This window comes from Micromonospora sp. NPDC048830 (assembly GCF_043198215.1).
Lineage (GTDB): Bacteria > Actinomycetota > Actinomycetes > Mycobacteriales > Micromonosporaceae > Micromonospora.
Map to the genome: position 1 here is coordinate 55,410 of NZ_JBICUP010000014.1, position 19,879 is coordinate 75,288.

The following is a 19,879-nucleotide window of genomic DNA, read 5'->3' on the forward strand; positions in this document are numbered from 1 at the left end:
GGTCGCCCGGCTCAGGCCCGCTCCGTACGGCCGGCCGGCCGTCGCCCCGACTCCGCGCGCCGGCGGAGGACGGCAGCGCCGGCCGCGCCGAACCGCGTCGAGTCCGCGCCCAGGTCGGGGTGCTCCACGCCCAGCGCCAGCGCCGCCGCCTCCTCCAGGCCCAGCTCGCTGCCCTCGCCGTACGCGACGTCGAAGGCCGCGTCGCCCAGCGTGCCGCGCAGCTCCGCCTGCTGCTCCGCCCAGTAGGGGCCGTAGATGCCCGGCGTCGAGCGCAGGCTCGCCCGGGTCGCCTCGGCCGCGCCGAACAGCCGGGCGGCGGTGCACGGGTCTCCCCCGTCGGCGCAGCGCACCGCGACCGCGTTGAGCGTGTCGCAGGCCCGCCGGTGGAAGCCGTGGGTCATCCGGGACCGCAGCGCGACCAGCAGGTGCTCGTGCGCCGCGACGAGATCGCCCCGGGCCAGCGCCACCATGCCGAGCAGCATGTCGACCGACCGGCGGCCCCGGTCCGCCGGGCGGGTCGCCTCGATCGGTCGCGCCGCGCCGAGCAGTTCCGCCGCCTCCGCCAGCGCGCCGCGCCGCCACAGCAGCTCGGCGAGGCGGAGTACGGCGAACAGCGCGTCGGACGCCACGCCCCGCTCGTGCGCCCAGTCGATGACCTCACGGCAGACCCGCTCGGCCTCGGCGAGCTGCCCCATGTCGATCAGCGGGGCGGCCCGCCCGGCCAGCACCCGGGCCAGCAGCCCCGCGTCGCCGGCCTGCCGGGCCGCCGCCTCGGCCTGCTGGGAGAAGCGCAGCTCCTCGGTGAACTCGCCGTCCGCGCCGGCGTGCAGCGAGTGCATGTGGTACGCCGCCGCCAGCTCGGCGTCCGGAATGGACTCGCCGGTCTCGGCGATGCGGCCGTAGAGCCGGAACAGCCAGAGTCGCCCCTCCCGGGCCAGCCCGCGCTCCCGCCACCACTGGTCCAGCGCGCCGGCCAGGCGCAGCCCGGCGCGGGCGCTGCCGCCGGTGGCGCACCAGCGCAGGGCGGCGCGCAACTCCTTCGCGAGGGGGTCGAGGGCGTACAGCGAGAGCGTGGCCGGACGGCCGTCCGGCCCCAGCCGGGCGCGCGTCAGCGCGTGCGTCGCCCAGGCCAGGTGCCGGTCCCGGGCCGCCCGCTCCTCGCCCGCCTGCACCAGCTGGCGGGCCGCGTACGCCCGGATCGGGTCGAGCATCCGGTAGGTGCTGCCCGAGGCGTGCGGCTCGGCCAGGATCATCGACTTGTCCACCAGCACGGACAGCGGGTCGAGCGGATCGTCGTCGAGCAGCCACTCCACCGTCGGCAGGTCGACCGGCCCGGCGAAGACCGCCAGCCAGCGCAGCAGCCGCGCCGCCCGCGCCCCCAATGTCCGGTACGACCACGTGACGGTGGCCTGCAAGGTGAGGTGCCGCTCGCTGGCCGGTCGCCGCGCCACCGGGGCGTCCGCGGCATCGCCGGACGCGGCCTCCACCAGGTCGACGGATGCCTGCGGGTCGCCCGTCCAGCCGCTCCCGGGCGGCGGGACCGGTTCCTGCCGGCCCGCGTCCAGCGTGCCGAGGACGTCGTCGAGGCGTTCCGCGAGCTGCCCGACGGAGAGCACCCGCAGCCGGGCGGCGGCCAACTCGATGGCGAGCGGCAGCCCGTCGAGGCGCCGCACCACCCGCCGCAGGTCGGCCGACTCGGCCGGGTCCGGCGCCCGCCCGCCCCGGGCCGCCGCCGTCCGGTCGAGCAGCAGCGCCACGGCGTCGCTCTCCGCGCCGTCCGGCCGGGGTTCCACGGACAGCGGCGGGATCCGCCACACCACCTCCCCCGGCAGCCCGAAGGACTCACGGCTGGTCGCCAGCACCCGCACGCCACCGCCGCCGGCGAGCAGTCGGGAGATCACCTCCGCCGACGCGGCCGGCTGGGCGTCGCAGGTGTCCAGCAGGACCAGCATCCGGCGTACGGCGGCGTACTCGACGAGGGTGTCCACCATGGGCCGGCCTGGCTCCGGGCGCAGCCCCAGCACGGCGGCGACCGCGAACGCCACGAGCCCCGGGTCGGTCACCGCGGCCACGTCGACGAACCAGATTCCGTCCGGATACTCGTCGACCAGCCCACCGGCCAGCTCGACGGCCAGCCGGGTCTTGCCGGCCCCGCCCGCGCCGAGCACGGTGACCAGCCGGTGCTCCCGCACCAGCCGCCGCAGTTCGGCCCGCTCGGCTTCCCGGCCGACGAACGAGGTGACCTGGGTCGGCAGGTTGTGCGCCGCCGCGTCGGCGGTACGCGGGCGCGGGAACTGCCGTTCCAGGCCGGGCGCGACGAGCTGGAACAGCCGTTCCCGGTCGTCGAAGCCGCGCAGCCGGTGCAGGCCGAGGTCGAGCAGGGACGCGCCCTCCGGCAACGACTCGGCGTGCCGGGCGGTGGCCCCCGAGCAGAGCACCTGCCCGCCGTGCGCCGCGGCGGCGACCCGGGCGGCGCGGTGCACCTCCGCGCTGGCGTACTCGCCGTCGCGCGGCTCGGCCCAGCCCGTGTGCAGTCCCATCCGGACCCGGGGCACGGCCTCCGGAGCCGGCCACTCGTGGGTGGCCAGCGCACGCTGCGCCGTCAGGCAGGCGGTCAGCGCCGCGGCGGCGTCCGGGAACGCGATGAAGAACGAGTCGCCCTCGGTCAGCAGCTCCGCGCCCTGCGTACCGGCCAGAGTGCGGCGCAGCAGGCGGCGGTGTTCCCACAACACCGGCCGGTACCCCGGGCCGAGCAGCTGGGCCAGACGCGTCGAGCCTTCGATGTCGGTGAACACGAAGGTCACCCAGCCCGTCGGGAGGTGGATACCTGGCGACATGCGTCGAACCTCCGCCCGTGACGTTCGATACATGCTGCACTATGGTCGCCCGGTCACGCATCGTGAGAACGGTCGGGCAGACGCCGACCCAAAGGTGCCAGTGGAGTCTGGCCCGGCGTCGCCGGCGTCGCCGGCGTCGTCATACGCCGGCGGGGTCGAACGGGCACGATGACGGACCGGCCGGGGCCCGGAGCCCCGCCGGAGGCCACCGCGTCAGGAGGCGGCGAGGGTGGGGGTCAGCAGCCGCAGCCGCCGCCGCAGCAGCCCCCGCCGGACGGGGCCGGGGCGGCGCCCGGGCCGCCGCGACCGGTCACGGCCACCGTGGACAGCAGCTTGACCGTGTCGGCGTGCCCCTGAGGGCAGGGCGCCGGCTCGCCGGCCTGCGCCATCGGACGGTTGACCTCGAAGGTGTCGCCGCAGGCGCGGCAGCGGAACTCGTACCGGGGCATGACACAAGGGTACGACCGGTCCTGACGCCGGGCGGGACATGGGCGATACTCGACGGGTGGTGGACGGCGAGGAGAGCGCGACGGATCGACCCCTGCGTCCGGCCGCGCCCCCCGAGGAACCGGGCGGCGGCCCGGCGCACGATCGGCTGCCCCGACCCCGCCGGCCGTGGCTGAGGTCGGAGCAGCCGACCGAGACGCCCGCGCCCGCCGGGGGGCCGGACGCCGCCGACGCAGCCGCGAAGCCCGAGAAGCCGGGGGACGCGGCCGTAAAGGTCAAGGCGGACGGCGTCGAGGGCACCACGGCGGACGAGACCGGGGGCGTCAAGGCGGACGCAGCCGAGGGTGCCAAGGCGGACGCCACCGGGGATGCCAAGGCGGAGGAAGCCGAGGGCGTCAAGGGGGACGAGGCAGGAGACGCCGGGACGGACGGCGTCGACGGCGGGGAGTCGGCCGGGGGCCGGCGGCGCCGGGTGCCGTTCGCCCACGCCGTACGCATGCCTCCGCCGCGGCAGGCGGTGGCCGCCGCCGCGCGGGCCACCCGGGCGTGGTCGCGCCGGCCGGCCGGGCGCCTCACGATGTCCGGGCTGTTCCTGCTCGCCCTGGTCGGGGCGACAGCGGCGGCCGGAGCGCTCGTGGTGCCGGCCACCGCGCCGAAGCCCCGCCCGGCCGCGGTCGACGCCACCGGCACCCCGGGCGGAGCCCTGCCCGGGATCTCCGGCGCGCCGGCGCCGACCGGGCTGCCCGGGTTCCCGGGCGCGACCGCCACGCCGGGCGGGCTGCCCGGCGTTCCGGCGGCGACCGGCCGGCCCGCCGACGCCCTCGCCGCGTGGGCCCAGCAGACCGGGGCGAAGGTGGGCATCTCGCCGATCGCGATGCAGGCGTACGGCTACGCGGAGCTGGTGCTCGCGGAGACCAACCGCAGCTGCCAGCTCAGCTGGACCACACTGGCCGCGATCGGGTACGTCGAGTCCCGGCACGGGCAGGCCAACGGCGCGACCCTCGGGCCGGACGCGCGGGCGCTGCCGGAGATCATCGGCGACCCGCTCGACGGCAAGGGCGGCCGGTCGCTGATCAGGGACACCGACCGGGGGCTGCACGACCGGGACACCACCTACGACCGGGCGATCGGCCCGATGCAGTTCATCCCGACGACCTGGCAGGAGATCGGGGCGGACGCGGACAACGACGGCCGGAAGGATCCGCACGACCTGGACGACGCCGCCCTGGCCGCCGGCAACTACCTGTGCAAGGGCGGCCGGAACATGACGATCCCGGGCGACTGGTGGGGCGCCATCCTGTCATACAACGACGTCCGCCGATACGCGCAGGACGTCTTCGACAAGGCCAACGAGTACGGGGTCGCCAGCCGGCGTACGTGACGTGATCGTCTGCGTACATTGGAGAACTGGACACTTCCCCCGCGCTGCCGTTGACGGCAAGCTAGACGGGTGATGGTGCGCGAGTGGGATCCCCGGACCGCGTCGTCCGTCGAGATCGCGTCGCTACTGGACACGCTGAACGCGGTGTTCGCGGCCGACCTTCCGCAGGATCCGCCCTGGCGGCAGAGTTCGCTGCGGGAGTACCTCTCCGAGGTGATGCCCGGCGAGCGGCGGATCTCATGGGTGGCCCAGGCGGGGGCGGGCGCCGAGGGCGAGCCCGGCGCGATCCTCGGCCACGTCCAGGTGCTCATGCTCGGCGACATCGGCGTCCTGGAGGTGCTGGTCCACCCGTCGGTGCGCCGCAGCGGCCTGGGCCGGGACCTGGTCCGGCTGGCCGCCCGCCGGGTCTACCAGGAGGGCTTCCAGTCCATCGGCGTCGAGGTCGTCGGCGACACTCCGGCCGTGGCCTTCTACGAGGCGCTCGGCTTCAACCGGGAGTACGTGGAGACGCGCAGCGTGCTGGACCTGTCCGCGGTGGACTGGTCGGCGCTGGCCGCCATGGCCACGGGAGTCGGCGCGGGCTACCGCGTGGAGTTCTGCCCGGGCGGTCCGCCGGACGACCTGATCGAGGCGTACGCGCGGGCGAAGGCCGAGGTGCGCGACCTCGGTGACGGCGAACTGCGCCCCAGCTCGTACGACCCGGAGCGGCTGCGGGACAGCATCGACACACTGCACCGCCGGGGCATGAAGCCGTACATCGTGCTCGCCACCCACGACCGGACCGGCGAGGTGGCCGGGCTGACCGAGCTGGTCGTGCCGGCGCAGCACCCGACCCGGGCCGACCAGTACGACACGATCGTGGTGCAGGACCACCGGGGCTACGGGATCGACCGGGCGATCAAGGCGCGGATGCTGCTGGAGCTGCGCTCGGCCGAGCCGGAGCTGACCGAGGTGCAGACCTGGAACGCCCAGGCCAACGAGGCGATGCTCAAGGTCAACGCCGAGCTGGGCTACCGCCCCGACCGGGAGTGGTGCGAGTACAGCGTGGACGTGGCGGAGCTGGTGCACCGCCTCGACGCGGGCCGCTGACGCGCGAACGGGCCGTCACCCGGTCGGCGGAACGCGCGGCGGTGGCGGCACGTGCCGGTACTTGGCCACCCGTACCTCCCACTGGCTGCGCCGGCGCATCGCGTCCCGCACCGCCCGGTTCCGGTAGAAGGTCTCCGGCGGGCGGGCCAGCCCGTAGATGTCGGCCCACCACTCCCCCGGCTCCGGGTCGAGGATGGTGTCGAGGTGCGACGGGTAGCGCCGCCCCGCCCCGTCCCGCGCGTCGTCGCGGTCGCGCATCGGCTTGAGCACCCGGCCGAACTCGTCCACGACGGCGAGCCGGAAGCCCGCCACCGCGATGAGCCGCCGCAGCATGGCGATGCTGGGCACCAGCGCGCCCGCCTCGATCCGTCCGATGGTGGACGGATGCACCCCCGCCCACCGGGCCAGCTCCCGCTGGCTGGCGTCGGCGCGGCGGCGGACGGCCCGTACGATCCCAGCCGCCGGCCAGGGAATGTCGAACGGCTCGCTCAACATCGTCGGCCGCTCGTCGCCGCCGACATCGCCTCCCGGCGCGTCAGGCCCGTCGGGCTCGTCGGGTCCGCCGGGCTCGTCGGGTCCGCCGGTTTGGTCAGGCCCGCCGGGTCTATCCGGTCCGTCCGGTCCGTCAGGCGTGAAACGCTCCGGGTGCTGTCGCCCGTCTGACTGGTCGAGCCGCTCCGGCTGGTCAGGCTCGTGGTCGAAGGCTGCCATGAGGTCCAGCCTTCCGCCGGCCGCCGGTCGTCCGCAATCCCGCCGGCCGCGCCTGTGGACAACCCGGCATCCTGTGGAAACCGCGGCAGCCGGACCCTCGGTCAACGCCCTGGCCCGCCCGGGCCCTCATGGCGCCCGGGCCCTCATGGCTCGCCCGGCCAACACATGTCTTTCACGGCCCTTTGCTCTGCACCCACCGGCGCAACCGTCACTGTCCGTGAGCTGTGCGCGGGCAGGTGCAGAGCAAAGGGGGAAAAGTCGAGTGTGGGTGGGAGGCGAGGAGAGGCAGCGCCGGACAGGCCCGCCGCTGGACGCGACCCAGGACCCGCCACCGGACCGGCCCGGACCCGCCGACAAACGCGACGCGAGGCCGCCGCCGAACCGGCCCGGACCCGCCGACAAACGCGACGCGAGGCCGCCGCCGGACCGGCCCGGACCCGCCGACAAACGCGACGCGAGGCCGCCGCCGAACCGGCCCGGACCCGCCGACAAACGCGACGCGAGGCCGCCGCCGAACCGGCCCGGACCCGCCGACGGACGCGACCGGGGCCGTCGAGCGCACCGGCCGGGACGTCGCCGGCCGCGGTCAGTAGCGCTGACGCAGGAGCTGGGCGGCCTCGACCGCCCAGTAGGTGAGGATGATCTGGGCGCCGGCCCGGCGGATCGAGGTGAGCGTCTCCAGCATGACCCGCTCCCGGTCGAGCCAGCCGTTCACGGCGGCCGCCTCGACCATCGCGTACTCGCCGGAGACCTGGTAGGCCGCGACCGGGACGTCCACCGCGGCCCGGACCGCCGCCACCACGTCGAGGTAGGGCAGGGCCGGCTTGACCATCACCATGTCGGCGCCCTCGGCGACGTCCAGCTCCACCTCGCGCAGGGACTCGCGCAGGTTCGCCGGGTCCTGCTGGTAGGTGCGCCGGTCGCCCTCCAGGGCCGACTCCACCGCGTCCCGGAACGGTCCGTAGAACGCGGAGGCGTACTTCACGGCGTACGCGAGCACGGCGACGTCGGTGTAACCGGCGGCGTCGAGGGCCCGCCGGACGACGCCGACCTGGCCGTCCATCATCCCGGACGGCCCGACCACGTGGACCCCGGCGGCGGCCTGGGCGACCGCCATCTCGGCGTACGCGGCCAGGGTGGCGTCGTTGTCCACGCCGCCGTCGGGGGTGAGCAGCCCGCAGTGCCCGTGCGAGGTGAACTCGTCCAGGCAGAGGTCGCTCATGACCACGGTGGCGTCGCCGACCTCGGAGACCACGTCCCGGATGGCGACGTTGAGGATGCCGTTCGGGTCGATCCCGCCGGAGCCGCGCTCGTCACGCGACGCCGGCACCCCGAACAGCATGATCCCGCCCACGCCGGCCTGCACCGCCTCCGCGGCCGCCTTGCGCAGCGAGTCCCGGGAGTGCTGGAGCACCCCCGGCAGCGAGGCGATCGGCCGTGGCTCGGTCAGCCCCTCCTTCACGAACATCGGCACGACCAGCTCGGCCGGGTCGACGCGGGTCTCGGTGACCAGCCGCCGCACGGCCGCGTTGCGGCGCAGCCGGCGGGGCCGGATCTCGGGGTACGGCACGGGGGCCTCCTGTCAGCGGAACCTGAGGGCGGTGGGGCCCTGCACCTTCGAGCCGCGGCGCTGCTTGGCCGGCATGGCGGCGAGCTTCTCGCGCAGCTCGACGGCGTAGGCGGCGAGCGCCTCCACCAGGTCGGGCACCGAGGCGTTCTGCGGCTGCACATCGACCCGCAGGCCGAACTCCGTCGCCGTCTCCGCCGTCTTGGGCCCGATGACGGCGACAACGGTACGCGTGTGCGGCTTCCCGGCGATGCCGACCAGGTTCCGCACGGTGGAGGACGACGTGAAGAGCACCGCGTCGAACCCGCCCGATTTGATCGCGTCCCGGATCTCGGCGGGCGGCGGGGCCGCCCGGACGGTCCGGTACGCGGTCACGTCGTCGACCTCCCAGCCGCGCTCGGTGAGCCCGGCGGCGAGGGTCTCGGTGGCGATGTCGGCGCGCGGCAGCAGCACCCGGCCCACCGGGTCGAGGATCTCGTCGTGCGGCGAGAACTCGGCCAGCAGCCCCTCGGACGACTGCTCGCCGGACGGGATCAGCTCCGGTTGGATGCCGAACGCGCGGACGGCGTCGGCGGTCGCCTCGCCGATACAGGCGATCTTGACACCACCGAAGTGCCGGGCGTCCAGGCCGTGCTCGGCGAACTTCTCCCACACCGCGCGCACCGCGTTGACGGAGGTGAAGACCACCCAGGCGTACCGGCCGTCGACCAGGCCCTTGACCGCCCGCTCCATCTGGGCGGGGGTGCGCGGCGGCTCGACCGCGATGGTCGGCACCTCGCACGGGATGGCCCCGTACGCGCGCAGCCGGGCGCTCATCACGCCGGCCTGTTCCTTGGTCCGGGGTACGAGCACCTTCCAGCCGTACAGCGGCCGGTTCTCCCACCAGCTCAGCGTGTCCCGCTCGCCGACGCCCGCGCCGACGGTGAGCACGACGCGGCCGGTGAAGCCGAGTGCCGCCGCGACGAAGGAGTCCACGGTCGACGTGGTCGTGTACTGGGTCTCCCCCGTGCCGTCGCCGGTCACGCCCACGGCGGTGGTGCCGTCCACCCCGGCGGCGAGCAGGCCGTCGCGCACGGCGGCCAGGTCGCCGGCGTCCACGGCGATCGCCAGCGAGCCCCGGTTGACGGCCGCGGCCAGCGCCTCGAAGTCCAGCGTGGTGACGTCCTCGACGTCGGCGGCGGTACGCACGCCGGGCAGCGGCAGGCCCGCGTACGTGGCCACGCCCTCGGCCTGGCCGATGCCCGGCACCACCTCGAAGTGCGCCGCGGTACGCGCGACCGCCTGTACCTCCTTGACCACCGAATCGTGGCCGAACGGGTCGCCGGCGACCAGGTGCACCGCGTTCTGGCCGGACCGGGCGGCCGAGATCAGCACCTTCGCCACGTCCCCGGGCACGCCCTCGGCGGGGGTGAATTCGGCGTCGGGCTTGGCCTGGGCGCGGACGGCGTCGAGCAGCGACTCGGGGATGCCCCGGTCGTACACCACCTGGTCGGCGTCGACCAGGGCGTCGTGCGCCCGGCGGGTCAGCAGGCCCGGGTCGCCGGGGCCGGCCCCGACGAACGCGATGCGGCCTACGGGCTTACGGGTGCGGGTCATTCTGTGCTCCCAAATTGCTGGGTCCCCGGGCCGGCGTGTCCTTCTTGGCCGAGGATCGAGTCGGCGCCGAGTTCGAGGAGTTCGGCGGCGAGTGCCTTGCCGATCTCCGCCGCGTCGGCGGGCGTTCCGGTGCGGGACAGCCGGAGGTCTCGGGTACCGTCCGGGCTGATCACCGCCCCGCGCAGGTAAATCTCATCGCCGGCGTCGCCCTCCGCGAGTTCGGCGTAGGCGGCGACGGGTGCGCTGCACCCGGCCTCCAGGGTGGCCAGCAGCGCCCGTTCCGCGCTGACCGCGGCCCGGGACGGTGCGTGGTCGAGCACCGCGAGCAGCTCGACCAGGTCCGCGTCGTCGACGCGGCACTCCACGGCCAGCGCGCCCTGGGCGGGCGCGGGCAGCATGAGCATCGGGTCGAGCGTCTCGGTGATCACGTCGAGCCGGCCGATCCGGGCCAGCCCGGCCCGGGCCAGGACGACCGCGTCGAGGTCGGCGTCCGGGCCGAGCACCCGCGCGAGGCGGGTGTCGATGTTGCCGCGGATCGGGGTGATCTCCAGCCCCATCCCGAGCGCGTGCAGTTGCGCGATGCGGCGCAGCGCGCCGGTGCCGACCAGGGCACCGGGCGGCAGTTCCGCGAGCGTCCGCCCGCCCCTGGCCACCAGCGCGTCGCGCGGGTCCTGCCGGACGGGCACGGCCGCGATGTGCAGCCCGGGGGCCGCCGCGGTGGGCAGGTCCTTGTAGGAGTGCACCGCGAAGTCGATCGTCCGGGCGGTCAGGGCGTCGCGCAGCGCGGAGACGAACACGCCGACGCCGAGCCGGTGCACGGGGGCGGCCGAGCGGTCGCCCGCGGTGACCACCTCGACAAGTTCGACCTCGCGGCCGGTCGCGGCCGTGAGCGCGGCGGCGACCTGGCCGGACTGGGCCATCGCCAGCGCGCTGCCCCGGGTGCCGAGGCGCAGGGGGGCGATCATCTCTCACCTCCGGGGTACGGGGTGGTCTCGGTGTCGACCACATCGGGGACGGTGTCGACCGGGGACGTCTGCGGAACCTGGAGGTCGAACAGCTCGCGCAGCAGCGCGGCGTACTGGTCGCCGCCCGACTCGGCGGCGAGCTGGCGGACCCGCACGGTGGGCTGGTGCAGCAGCCGCTGCACCACCCGGTGCACCGTCCGGGCGACCTCCGCGCGCTGCTCCTCGGTGAGGTCGGGGCGGCGCTGGGCCAGCCGGCGCAGCTCGGCGCTGACCACGTCCTCGGCCCGACCGCGCAGCGCGGCCACGGTCGGGGCCACGTCGGCGCCGCGCAGCCAGGTGAGGAAGGAGTCGACCTCGGCGGCCACGATCCGCTCGACGGCGGCCGCGTCGGTGGCGGCCGGCCCGTCGGCGAGCAGCGCCGCCATCCGGTCGATGTCGATCACCTCGACACCGCCCAGCTCGGCCACGCCCGCCTCCACGTCGCGCGGAACGGCGAGGTCGAGCAGGACCAGCGGACCCCGCCCGGGGTAGCGGCCGGCGAGCCCGCGGGCCACCACCTCGCGGGTGAGGACCGGTTCGGTGCTCGCCGTGGCGGCCACTACGATGTCCACTGTGGAGAGCACGTTGGTCAGCTCGGCCATCGGCGCCGCGCTGGCTCCGTACGACTCGGCCAGCCGCACGGCCCGGTCGGTCCCCCGGTTGGTCACGGTGAGTGGCCCCGCGCCGAGCCGGGAGAGCGTCGCCACGCCCAGCGCGCCCATCGCGCCGGCCCCGACCACCAGGGCGGGACGGCCGGCGAGGTCGCCGTCGAGCAGCGCGGCGGCCAGGTCGAGCGCGGCGGTGACCACGCTCTGGCCGGCCCGGTCGATGCCGGTCTCCGCGTGCGCCCGTTTCCCCACCCGCAGCGCCTGCTGCATCAGCTCGTGCAGCAGCCGGCCGGCGGCGTCGGCCCCGGTGGCCCAGTGGTACGCGTCACGGAGCTGGCCGAGGATCTGCGCCTCGCCGACGACCATCGAGTCCAGCCCGGCGGCGACCCGGAAGACGTGGTCGACGGCGGCGGCGTCGTAATGCACGTAGAGGTGGTTGGCCAGGGCGGCCGGTGGCGTCCCGGCGTGCTCGCCGAGGACGGCGCAGATGTCGCCGAGCCCGCCGTGGAAACCGGACACGGCGGCGTAGACCTCCACCCGGTTGCAGGTGGAGACCAGCACCGCCTCGCTCACGTACGGCCGGGCGATCAGGCGGTCCAGGGTGCGGGTGAGGTCGGCGGGGGCGACCGCCAGCTGCTCCAGGGCGGCGACCGGAGCGGTGCGGTAGGACGTGCCGACGACGAGGAGTTTCACGTGCCGGTCGCCTCCTGGGTGTCGGTGTCCGCAAGCCCGCCGGGCAGGGCGGTGAGGGCGGACCCGCCGGTGGCGGGCAACGCGGTCAGCGACGCCTTGCGGTGCTCGTGGAAGGACAGGATCTGCAGCTCGATGGCGAGGTCGACCTTGCGCACGTCGACGCCCTCCGGCACCGAGAGTACGCACGGCGCGAAGTTGAGGATGCTCGTCACCCCGACCTCGACCAGCTGGTCGGCGACGGCCTGGGCGGCGCCGGCCGGGGTGGCGATCACGCCGATCGCGATCGACTCCTCGGCGGCGATCCGGGGCAGCTCGTCGACGTGCCGGACGACCAGGCCGTTGATCTCCTCGCCCACCCGGGACGGGTCCGCGTCGAGCAGCGCGGCGATCCGGAAGCCGCGGCTGGCGAAGCCGTCGTAGCCGGCCAGGGCGTGACCGAGGTTACCCACGCCGACCAGCGCGACGGCCCGCCGCTGGGTGAGCCCGAGCACGAACTCGATCTGGTCGACCAGCAGGGCGACGTCGTAGCCGACGCCGCGGGTGCCGTACGAGCCGAGGTGGGAGAGGTCCTTGCGGAGCTTCGCGGAGTTGACCCCGGCGGCGCCGGCCAGGCCCTCGCTGGAAATGGTCTCGTGCCCGGACTCGGCGAGGTTGTGCAGGGCGCGGAGGTACTCGGGGAGCCGCGCGACGGTCGCCTCGGGCAGGTCCGGAAGCGCCGGTACGGCACCGGCGCGACCGGGCGCGCCAGGGTGACGGTGCTGACTCATGAGACTCCGTGCGGTGCGATCCTCGGCCAGCTCCAGTGGCCGGCCGTGTCGGGACTCCCGCTGGCGACCGAGATTGCCGGCTGAGCTAGCAGGACGCGTCGGAATTACAGAGTAGGCGCTTGTGAAGAGACGCACAAATCGCGATCTTGAAGACCGGCGACCCGCCCCCACCTGCCCCTCCGTCCCACAAGATCGTTATGCGGACCCCTGTTCGGCCGCGCGCCGATTATTGCTCAATCCCGACTTCTTTCACCAATCACACGCCCCGATGGCCGGCCCGCGGTAGGGCTGGCACCACCCGGAACGGGTGGCCGGCGGGATGGGACACGGGGCGCCGCGCTACCTAGCCTCGGACCATGACCGCCGCCACCGTGGACGACCCGCCCGCCGCCGCGCCCGCCGCCTCCCGCCAACTGCTCCGCGACTCCGGGTACGTCCTGCTCGGTTTCCCCCTGGCGCTGGCCAGCTTCGTGGTGCTGCTGGTGGGGCTGGCGCTCGGCGTGGGGCTCAGTCCTGGCTCGACCTGGCCCACGGGATCCTCAAGCTCCCCGTGGCCATCGTCACCTTCGTGGTGACCGTCACCTGGTGGGCCGGCGCCCCGGCCCGGCCCGGCCCGGTGATCATGGACCTGGCGGCGCGACACGCCGGGGCGGAGGCCGTCAACTCCATGATCACGCCGACCAGGGGCGCGTCAGGCGAGGGTGGCGGCCAGGGTCACCGCCTCCGTGAGGGTGTCCGCGACCGGGTGGCCGGAGGCGCGCAGCCGGTCCGGGTCGGTGAAGCCGCCGGTGTAGAGGACGGCCCGGCCGCCGACCGACAGGGCGGCATCGGCGTCGTCGAGCGAGTCGCCGATCAGCACCACCTCGCGGCCGTCCACCCCCAGCTCGGTAAGGTGGCGCGCCAGCGACTCCGCCTTGCGGTCCCCGCCGGTCGTGGCGCGCAGCCCGTCCACCCGGGTGAACCGGCCCGTCAGCCCGTAGGTGCGCACGGCCGGCACCAGCTCGTCGTGGAACCACATGGACAGCAGCGACTGGCTGCCGGGCCAGGCGGCCATCGCCACCGCCGCGTCGTCGGCCAGCGCGCAGGTGGTCAACCCCTCCCGGTACGCGTCGTGAAAGATCCGGTCCAGCCGGCCGAACTCCTCGTCGTCGACGGCCCGCGCCAGCACCTCGGCGTAGTAGTGGGCGACCGGCCGGCGGAACCGCACCCGGTGCTCGGCGGCGGTCACGCTCGGCCCGCCCACGCTGGCGAACGCGGCGTTGGTGGCGGTCACCACCAGGCTGAGGTCGTTGAGCAGGGTGCCGTTCCAGTCCCACACCAGATGGGGGCGCGCAGGGGTCATGGGCAGCACCATAGGGCCCGCCCGCCACCGCCCCGGGCACGGGGCGCGGGCCTGGGCGCGCTCAGAGCTGCGGGGTCGTCAGGTCCCGCAGCAGCCGGTCCTCCTCCACCCGCCAGTAGCCGTGCTCCTTGCCGTCGAGCAGCACCACCGGCAGCCGGTCGCCGTACTCGCGCTCCAGCTCGACGTCGTCGGTCACGTCCCACTCCACCCACCGGTCCCCGGTGACCGCCACCACCCGGTCGAGCGCCGCCTTGGCGTCGTCGCACAGGTGGCAGCCGGGCCGGGTGATCAGGGTGAGCCGGGCGTCAGTGGCCATCGGGTACCTCCGTGCTGGTGTCGGCCGGGAACGGCACCGGCCTGAGCTGGGTCTTGCGCACCTTCCCGATCGCCGAGTGCGGCAGCGTGTCGACGAACTCGACGGCGGTCGGGCACTTGAACCGGGCCAGGTTACGGGCGCAGTGGGCGAGCAGCTCCTCGCCGGTCACCGGACGTCCCGGCGCCGGCACCACGTACGCCCGGACAGTCTCCCCGGTCCGCGGGTGCGGCACACCCAGTACGGCCGACTCGGCCACGCCGGGATGCGCGGCGAGCACCAGCTCGACCTCGTGCGGGTAGACGTTGAAGCCGTTGACCAGGATCAGCTCGCCGAGCCGGTCGACCAGGAACAGGTCCCCGTCGGCGTCGGCGTACGCGACGTCGCCCGTGGCCCACCAGCCGTCCGCGTCCGGGCCGCCCCGGCCGTCCGGCCAGTACCCGGCGAACAGGTTCGCCCCGCGTACCACGATCTCGCCGGGGTCGGTGCCCGGCGAGCCGACGGTCAGGTCCAGCTCGTCGGCGTCGTCGTCCGGCTCGGCCACCCCGTCGCGCCACAGGTCGGCCCCGTCCGCGCCGACGAGGCGCAGCTCGACGCCGGGCAGCGGGCGGCCGATCGAGCCGGCCTTCGGCGCCCCGCCGACCAGGGTGGAGGTGAGCACCGGGGCGGTCTCGGTCAGGCCGTACCCGACGTGCACCGCGCGGCCGGTCGCCTCGGTGAAGCGCGCGGCGACGGCGGGCTCCAGCGGGGCCGCGCCGCAGACCGCCAGCCGGACCGATGCCATGGCCGCCGTCACCGCGTCCCGGTCCGCCGTTGCCCAGGCCAGGAACATCGACGGTACGCCGACGAGCACGCTCACCCGGTGCCGGGCGATCTCGGCGAGCGCGCCGGGCGACGCGACGTCCTCGACCAGCACCCCGGTCGCGCCGTGGTGGACGACGGCCCCCAGCCCCGAGTTCAGCCCGTACGCGTGGAACAGCGGCAGGGCCAGCAGCACGGTGTCCTCGGGCCCGACCACCGGCGGGGAGATCCGCGCCACCTGCGCGTGGTTGGCGGCGAGCGCCCGGTGCGGCAGCATCGCCCCCTTCGGCAGTCCCTCCGTGCCCGAGGTGTAGAGCAGGGTGGCCAGGTCGTCGCCGCCGCGTCGCGGGAACTCCGCGTCGGCGGCCCGCTCCCCGGCGCCCGCGTCCCGGGTCGGCTCTTGGCCGCCCGCGGCGGTCGGCGGGGCGGTGTGCACCGCGGCGAGCGCGGGCAGCTCCCCGGCGCAGCCGGCGACCAGGCCCCGGACCCGGTCGGTGCAGATCAGCACGGTGGCGCTGGAGTCGGCCAGGACGTGCCGCAGCTCCGGGCCGGTGAAGCCGGGGTTCACCGGCACCGCGACCAGGCCGGCGCGCAGCGTGCCCAGATAGCTGATCACGAAGTCGGGCGTGTTGGGCAGGGCGATCGCGACCCGCGCCGGGTGCCCCGCGCCGCCGGTCGGCGGGGCCGGCCGGGTGCCCGGGGCAGCCGCCGGTGGGACCCGCCCGGTCACGGAGGGTGTGTGGCCGTCCGGCGCGGCGGCGGCCAGGGCCCACGCGACGGCGGTGACGGCGGCGTCCAGTTCGGACCAGGTCAGGGTGGTGTCCCGCCAGTGCAGCGCGGGGCGGTCGCCGTGGTCGACGGCCGCCCGGCGCAGCCGGTCGGCGAGGTTCGGGGCGGAGCTGTCAGCTGCGTCCTGCACGGTCGCTGAGTCTGGCACAGCGCCGGGCCGCCGACCATGCCCGAGCGCGTCGCCGTCGGGAACAGAGCGCCGTCGCGCCCCTGGGGAGGCGGCGAAACCTCCCCCGCCGCCGTGCGCGAGGGCCGCCGGCGGGCCGGTCGACGGGCCCGGCCCGGCGCCCTGACCTGGGACTGGAACCGAACCACCCGCCGCGCCGAAAGTCAATCGCACACGACGGACAACCGGTCCGCCATCGGTGCGACGGAGCGGGAAATACTTCCGCTCTGTGTAACGGACTTGCCACGCGCGGGTGACGTTGGCCCTATCATCACTCGGGTCGGCTCACCCCATTTGCCGTGAGTCGACACCCCTCAGCCCGAGGAGGCCCCCGTGCCTGTGAGCGCATTGGACCAGCACCTCAAGGGGATCTGCCGCGCGTCGGCACGTCCCGGACGAGCCCTGCCCGACCACCGTGGACGCGCCCGCACCACGGCGTCCCGGCGGCCGGCGTCGCGCGGGACCGGGGAGGCACGATGACCAGCTACGGCTACGTTGAGCGACTGAACGGACTGACCGCGGCCGCGCGGGCCGCCCTCAACGAACGGCTCGCCGCCGGGGGCCCAGCCGACGACCTGTCGAGGCTCGCGGTGCGCGGCGACGGGACGTCCCGGCGGCTGCGCAACCGGTCGCACCACAACGAGGCACCGGCCCGCCCTACCACGCCCGGCGGCAACGGCGGCCGGGTCGCACTGCCCGGCCGGCCGACCATGCCGGCCCAGGGCCGGCGCAGCGCCGACACCCCGTCGGCCGCCGATCCGTCCACCACGGAGACGGCGGTGCTGCCGGCGGTGCCGGCGGCCGGGGCGACGGGCGGCGGGCCGACCGGCTACCCCAGCCGTCCCGACCCCTCCGACCCGGCGACCGAGGTCTGGGCCCTCGTCGAGCGCGCCCAGGCCGGCGAGGCCGAGGCGTTCGGCCTGCTCTACGACCGGTACGTCGACACCGTCTTCCGGTTCGTCTACTTCCGGGTCGGCAACCGCCAACTTGCCGAGGACCTCACGTCGGACACGTTCCTGCGGGCCCTCAAGCGGATCGGCAGCTTCACCTGGCAGGGCCGCGACCTCGGCGCCTGGCTCGTGACGATCGCCCGGAACCTGGTCGCCGACCACTTCAAGTCCGGCCGCTACCGGTTGGAGGTGACCACCGGCGACGTGCTGGACGCCGACCGCGAGGACCGCGGTCCGGAGGGCAGCCCGGAGGCCGCGGTGGTCGAGCACATCACCAACGTCGCCCTGCTCACCGCCGTCAAGCAGCTCAACCCGGAGCAGCAGGAGTGCATCGTGCTGCGGTTCCTCCAGGGCTTCTCGGTGGCCGAGACCGCCCGGGCGATGGGCAAGAACGAGGGCGCGATCAAGGCCCTGCAGTACCGCGCGGTCCGGGCCCTGGCACGGCTGCTGCCCGACGGTTTCCAACCCTGACCCCATGGCCGGCCGGGCCGGCCACCGCTTTCGTCGGCGGGGACTCGACGCCGCCGTGGGCCGCCCACCGACGCGGCGGTCACCGCCCGCACCGGCCGGCCGCCGCTCGCCGAGGTTCGGCGCGGACCGTACGCCCTTCCCCGCCGTTCGGCGCTCAGCCTCCCGCGCCGATCACTCTTCGTGATTTCGGCTCCGCCGGCCCCGTAACCGGTGCCCGGCGCGGAGCGTTGCTCCGGATGCGACCGGTGGTTGCCCCGCATCTCCCGGGTCCCACGGTCCGGGCAGCGCGCCCGCCACGGCACCACGCCCGTCGGCACACGCGCCACCGGTCGCCGGTGACGACAGCGGCCGACCGGCCGCGACCAGCGAGAGGAGGTGCCTGCGGTGGACAGCAACCTCTTCTCCCGCCGGCGCGCCGAGCGCTTCGCGCAGCTTCTCGACGAAGCCAACGGCGGCCGGCGTCACCACGTCCGGTCCCGCGGCGACGACCAGCTCGCCGCGCTCGTCGCGGTCGCCCGCCAGCTCGGCACCGATCCGCCGGCCGGGGAGGTGGACCCGGACTTCCGCGCCGGGCTGCGCGCGATGCTGCTCGCCACGGCCGAGCGGGAGGGCGTGGGCGCCGCCGCCGTGCCGGGCGGGCCCGAGCCGGCCGGCCAGCGGGGTGCCGCCGGCGCCGGCCAGCGAAGCTTCCTGCCCGCGGTGACCGCCCGCCGGGCCCGAGCCCGGGGCGCCATCCTGATCGGGGTGGCCGCCGGGGCCATCGCCGTCTCCGGCATCTCCGCCGCCAGCGAGAACGCGGTGCCCGGCGACGCCCTGTACGGGATGAAGCGGTCGACGGAACGGGCCCAGCTCGCGCTGGCCAGCTCGGACCTCAGCCGGGGGCAGCTCTTCCTCGACTTCGCCCGTACCCGGCTCGGCGAGGCCGACGAGCTGCGCGGAGACCGGCTCGGCTTCGCGGCCGTCCTCGACGACATGGACTCCGACACCCGCCAGGGCGTACGCCTGCTGACCACCACGGCCGTGCAGCGCTCCGATCCGGCCGGCCTGGACGCGGTGGACACGTTCCTCGCCGGGCAGCGCCGGGCGGTCGGCAAGCTGCTCGACGGGGCCGGCCGGGCGGAACGCGACCGCGTCCGCCGGTCGTTGGCCCTGCTGGAGGAGGTCCGGGAACGGTCGGACGGGCTGCGGGCGGCCATCGGCTGTGGGCTGCCCGCCCCGGCCGCCAGCGACACGCTCGGCCCGACCCCCGGCGCCTGCCCCGGCGGTCGCTGACCGCCAACCTGCCCCGGTTCCCGACGACCGGCAGCCCTCGTCCAGACGGTTGGGAAGGGGCCCCTGTACAACGCCAGCGTTGACAGGGGTCCCTTCCTTTCGCGGTCGCGCTTCCCCGTCGGCCCGCCGGGGCGGAGCCGGGTCCGGCTACCCTCGCGGGAGGCACGGCTCGGGGTCGTCGAACGAGGGAGGTCGCGTGGCCCGCACCCGGAAGGTCACGGTCAGCGTCGACGCCCGAGGGCACACCGCCGGCTGGGCGGAGGCCGAGGCCGAGGCCACCCCGGCCGTCCCCGACCTGAGCGCCGCCGCCTTCTTCGACGTGGACAACACGATGATGCAGGGCGCGTCGATCTACTGGTTAGCCCGGGGGCTCGCCGCCCGCAACTACTTCACCACGGGTGACCTGGCCCGCTTCGCCTGGCAGCAGCTGCGCTTCCGGGTCCTCGCCACCGAGCACGCCGGGGACATGTCGCAGGCCAGGGAGGCGGCCCTCGCGTTCGTCGAGGGCTGGCGGGTCGACGACGTGGAACGGCTCGCCGAGGAGATCTTCGACGAGCTGATGGCCCCGCGGATCTGGGCCGGCACCCGCCGGCTGGCACAGCGCCACCTGGCCGCCGGGGAGCGGGTCTGGCTGGTCAGCGCCGCCCCGGTGGAGATCGGCCGGGTGATCGCGTCCCGGCTGGGCCTGACCGGGGCGATCGGCACGGTGGCCGAGGTGGTCGACGGGGCGTACACGGGGCGGCTGGTCGGCGACCTGATGCACGGTCCGGCCAAGGCCGAGGCGGTCACCCAGCTCGCCGCGGTCGAGGGGCTGGACCTGTCCCGCTGCTCCGCCTACAGCGACTCCGCGAACGACCTGCCGATGCTCTCCGCGGTGGGGCGGGCCGTCGCGGTCAACCCGGACGCCGCCCTGTTGCGGCAGGCGCGGCAGCGGGGCTGGGAGGTGCGGGACTTCCGCACGGGCCGGCGGGCGGTCAAGATCGCCGTACCGTCGACGGCGGCGGCCGGGCTGGTCGCCGGCGCGGTCACCGCCGGTCTCGCGGTGCACCGGCGCCGCCGCGCGACGCGCCGATAG

At 75.4% G+C, this 19,879-nt stretch carries 17 protein-coding genes; 6 read left to right on the plus strand and 11 right to left on the minus strand.

The window, feature by feature from the left end; genetic code table 11:
* Positions 1–11 precede the first annotated feature (11 nt).
* Both ACGFIZ_RS14655 and ACGFIZ_RS14660 read right to left on the minus strand, forming a co-directional pair.
* Entirely contained in the window at positions 12–2,837 is a 2,826-nt protein-coding gene (locus ACGFIZ_RS14655; RefSeq protein WP_393419372.1) for an ATP-binding protein, read from the minus strand.
* A 236-nt stretch (positions 2,838–3,073) separates the two neighbouring features.
* Complete coding sequence (locus tag ACGFIZ_RS14660) at positions 3,074–3,286, minus strand: zinc ribbon domain-containing protein (RefSeq protein ID WP_347667578.1); 213 nt, start codon at positions 3,284–3,286, stop codon at positions 3,074–3,076.
* Positions 3,287–3,342: 56 nt separating this feature from the next.
* On the opposite strand from ACGFIZ_RS14660, the gene ACGFIZ_RS14665 reads away from it, so the two are divergent.
* Both ACGFIZ_RS14665 and ACGFIZ_RS14670 read left to right on the plus strand, forming a co-directional pair.
* Positions 3,343–4,665 (plus strand): lytic murein transglycosylase, encoded by a 1,323-nt coding sequence (locus tag ACGFIZ_RS14665; protein ID WP_393419374.1) that lies wholly within the window; start codon positions 3,343–3,345, stop codon positions 4,663–4,665.
* A 72-nt stretch (positions 4,666–4,737) separates the two neighbouring features.
* Positions 4,738–5,754: a GNAT family N-acetyltransferase gene (locus tag ACGFIZ_RS14670; protein ID WP_393419534.1), complete on the plus strand. Its 1,017-nt coding sequence runs from the start codon at positions 4,738–4,740 to the stop codon at positions 5,752–5,754.
* 15 nt (positions 5,755–5,769) lie between these two features.
* Here ACGFIZ_RS14670 and ACGFIZ_RS14675 read toward each other — a convergent pair whose 3' ends face one another.
* The 6 genes from ACGFIZ_RS14675 to ACGFIZ_RS14700 all read right to left on the minus strand — a co-directional run bounded on the left by ACGFIZ_RS14675 (position 5,770) and on the right by ACGFIZ_RS14700 (position 12,700).
* The gene (locus ACGFIZ_RS14675) at positions 5,770–6,249 is read right to left on the minus strand and encodes a multiprotein-bridging factor 1 family protein (protein WP_393419376.1); all 480 of its coding nucleotides are present in this window, start codon (positions 6,247–6,249) and stop codon (positions 5,770–5,772) included.
* 802 nt (positions 6,250–7,051) lie between these two features.
* On the minus strand, positions 7,052–8,035 hold the full coding sequence (gene hemB / locus ACGFIZ_RS14680) for a porphobilinogen synthase (RefSeq protein ID WP_393419378.1): 984 nt from the start codon (positions 8,033–8,035) through the stop codon (positions 7,052–7,054).
* A 12-nt stretch (positions 8,036–8,047) separates the two neighbouring features.
* A complete protein-coding gene (locus ACGFIZ_RS14685; protein ID WP_347667575.1) occupies positions 8,048–9,628 on the minus strand; it encodes a uroporphyrinogen-III synthase in 1,581 nt (526 codons plus the stop codon).
* Entirely contained in the window at positions 9,625–10,593 is a 969-nt protein-coding gene (hemC, locus tag ACGFIZ_RS14690; RefSeq protein WP_393419381.1) for a hydroxymethylbilane synthase, read from the minus strand. Before hemC ends, ACGFIZ_RS14685 begins: the two co-directional genes overlap by 4 nt.
* A complete protein-coding gene (locus ACGFIZ_RS14695; RefSeq protein ID WP_393419383.1) occupies positions 10,590–11,933 on the minus strand; it encodes a glutamyl-tRNA reductase in 1,344 nt (447 codons plus the stop codon). Before ACGFIZ_RS14695 ends, hemC begins: the two co-directional genes overlap by 4 nt.
* A complete protein-coding gene (locus ACGFIZ_RS14700; RefSeq protein WP_393419385.1) occupies positions 11,930–12,700 on the minus strand; it encodes a redox-sensing transcriptional repressor Rex in 771 nt (256 codons plus the stop codon). Before ACGFIZ_RS14700 ends, ACGFIZ_RS14695 begins: the two co-directional genes overlap by 4 nt.
* A gap of 356 nt (positions 12,701–13,056) precedes the next feature.
* On the opposite strand from ACGFIZ_RS14700, the gene ACGFIZ_RS14705 reads away from it, so the two are divergent.
* Positions 13,057–13,275 carry a hypothetical protein gene (locus tag ACGFIZ_RS14705; RefSeq protein WP_393419387.1) on the plus strand — a complete coding sequence of 73 codons (219 nt, stop codon included), beginning with the start codon at positions 13,057–13,059 and terminating at the stop codon, positions 13,273–13,275.
* Between the two features lie 116 nt (positions 13,276–13,391).
* Here ACGFIZ_RS14705 and ACGFIZ_RS14710 read toward each other — a convergent pair whose 3' ends face one another.
* The 3 genes from ACGFIZ_RS14710 to ACGFIZ_RS14720 form a co-directional block, all read right to left on the minus strand.
* Complete coding sequence (locus ACGFIZ_RS14710; RefSeq protein WP_393419389.1) at positions 13,392–14,042, minus strand: HAD family hydrolase; 651 nt, start codon at positions 14,040–14,042, stop codon at positions 13,392–13,394.
* A gap of 61 nt (positions 14,043–14,103) precedes the next feature.
* Positions 14,104–14,358 carry a glutaredoxin family protein gene (locus ACGFIZ_RS14715; protein WP_347667570.1) on the minus strand — a complete coding sequence of 85 codons (255 nt, stop codon included), beginning with the start codon at positions 14,356–14,358 and terminating at the stop codon, positions 14,104–14,106.
* A complete protein-coding gene (locus ACGFIZ_RS14720) occupies positions 14,348–16,075 on the minus strand; it encodes an AMP-binding protein (RefSeq protein WP_393419391.1) in 1,728 nt (575 codons plus the stop codon). The genes ACGFIZ_RS14715 and ACGFIZ_RS14720 overlap by 11 nt, the downstream gene beginning before the upstream one ends.
* Before the next feature lie 512 nt (positions 16,076–16,587).
* Between ACGFIZ_RS14720 and ACGFIZ_RS14725 the strand changes: the two genes are divergently transcribed.
* From ACGFIZ_RS14725 to ACGFIZ_RS14735, 3 genes are all read left to right on the plus strand, one after another.
* Entirely contained in the window at positions 16,588–17,532 is a 945-nt protein-coding gene (locus ACGFIZ_RS14725; RefSeq protein ID WP_393419393.1) for an ECF subfamily RNA polymerase sigma factor, BldN family, read from the plus strand.
* A 384-nt stretch (positions 17,533–17,916) separates the two neighbouring features.
* On the plus strand, positions 17,917–18,804 hold the full coding sequence (locus ACGFIZ_RS14730) for a DUF5667 domain-containing protein (protein WP_393419395.1): 888 nt from the start codon (positions 17,917–17,919) through the stop codon (positions 18,802–18,804).
* Positions 18,805–18,883: 79 nt separating this feature from the next.
* Positions 18,884–19,879: an HAD family hydrolase gene (locus tag ACGFIZ_RS14735; RefSeq protein WP_393419397.1), complete on the plus strand. Its 996-nt coding sequence runs from the start codon at positions 18,884–18,886 to the stop codon at positions 19,877–19,879.

Excerpts from the sequence above, each read along its gene's own strand:
- ACGFIZ_RS14655 (WP_393419372.1), bottom strand. The coding sequence starts at position 2,837 with ATGTCGCCAGGTATCCACCTCCCGACGGGCTGGGTGACCTTCGTGTTC.
- ACGFIZ_RS14660 (WP_347667578.1), bottom strand. The coding sequence starts at position 3,286 with ATGCCCCGGTACGAGTTCCGCTGCCGCGCCTGCGGCGACACCTTCGAG.
- ACGFIZ_RS14670 (WP_393419534.1), top strand. The coding sequence starts at position 4,738 with ATGGTGCGCGAGTGGGATCCCCGGACCGCGTCGTCCGTCGAGATCGCG.
- ACGFIZ_RS14675 (WP_393419376.1), bottom strand. The coding sequence starts at position 6,249 with ATGTTGAGCGAGCCGTTCGACATTCCCTGGCCGGCGGCTGGGATCGTA.
- ACGFIZ_RS14685 (WP_347667575.1), bottom strand. The coding sequence starts at position 9,628 with ATGACCCGCACCCGTAAGCCCGTAGGCCGCATCGCGTTCGTCGGGGCC.
- hemC (WP_393419381.1), bottom strand. The coding sequence starts at position 10,593 with ATGATCGCCCCCCTGCGCCTCGGCACCCGGGGCAGCGCGCTGGCGATG.
- ACGFIZ_RS14700 (WP_393419385.1), bottom strand. The coding sequence starts at position 12,700 with ATGAGTCAGCACCGTCACCCTGGCGCGCCCGGTCGCGCCGGTGCCGTA.
- ACGFIZ_RS14705 (WP_393419387.1), top strand. The coding sequence starts at position 13,057 with ATGACCGCCGCCACCGTGGACGACCCGCCCGCCGCCGCGCCCGCCGCC.
- ACGFIZ_RS14710 (WP_393419389.1), bottom strand. The coding sequence starts at position 14,042 with ATGACCCCTGCGCGCCCCCATCTGGTGTGGGACTGGAACGGCACCCTG.
- ACGFIZ_RS14715 (WP_347667570.1), bottom strand. The coding sequence starts at position 14,358 with ATGGCCACTGACGCCCGGCTCACCCTGATCACCCGGCCCGGCTGCCAC.
- ACGFIZ_RS14725 (WP_393419393.1), top strand. The coding sequence starts at position 16,588 with ATGACCAGCTACGGCTACGTTGAGCGACTGAACGGACTGACCGCGGCC.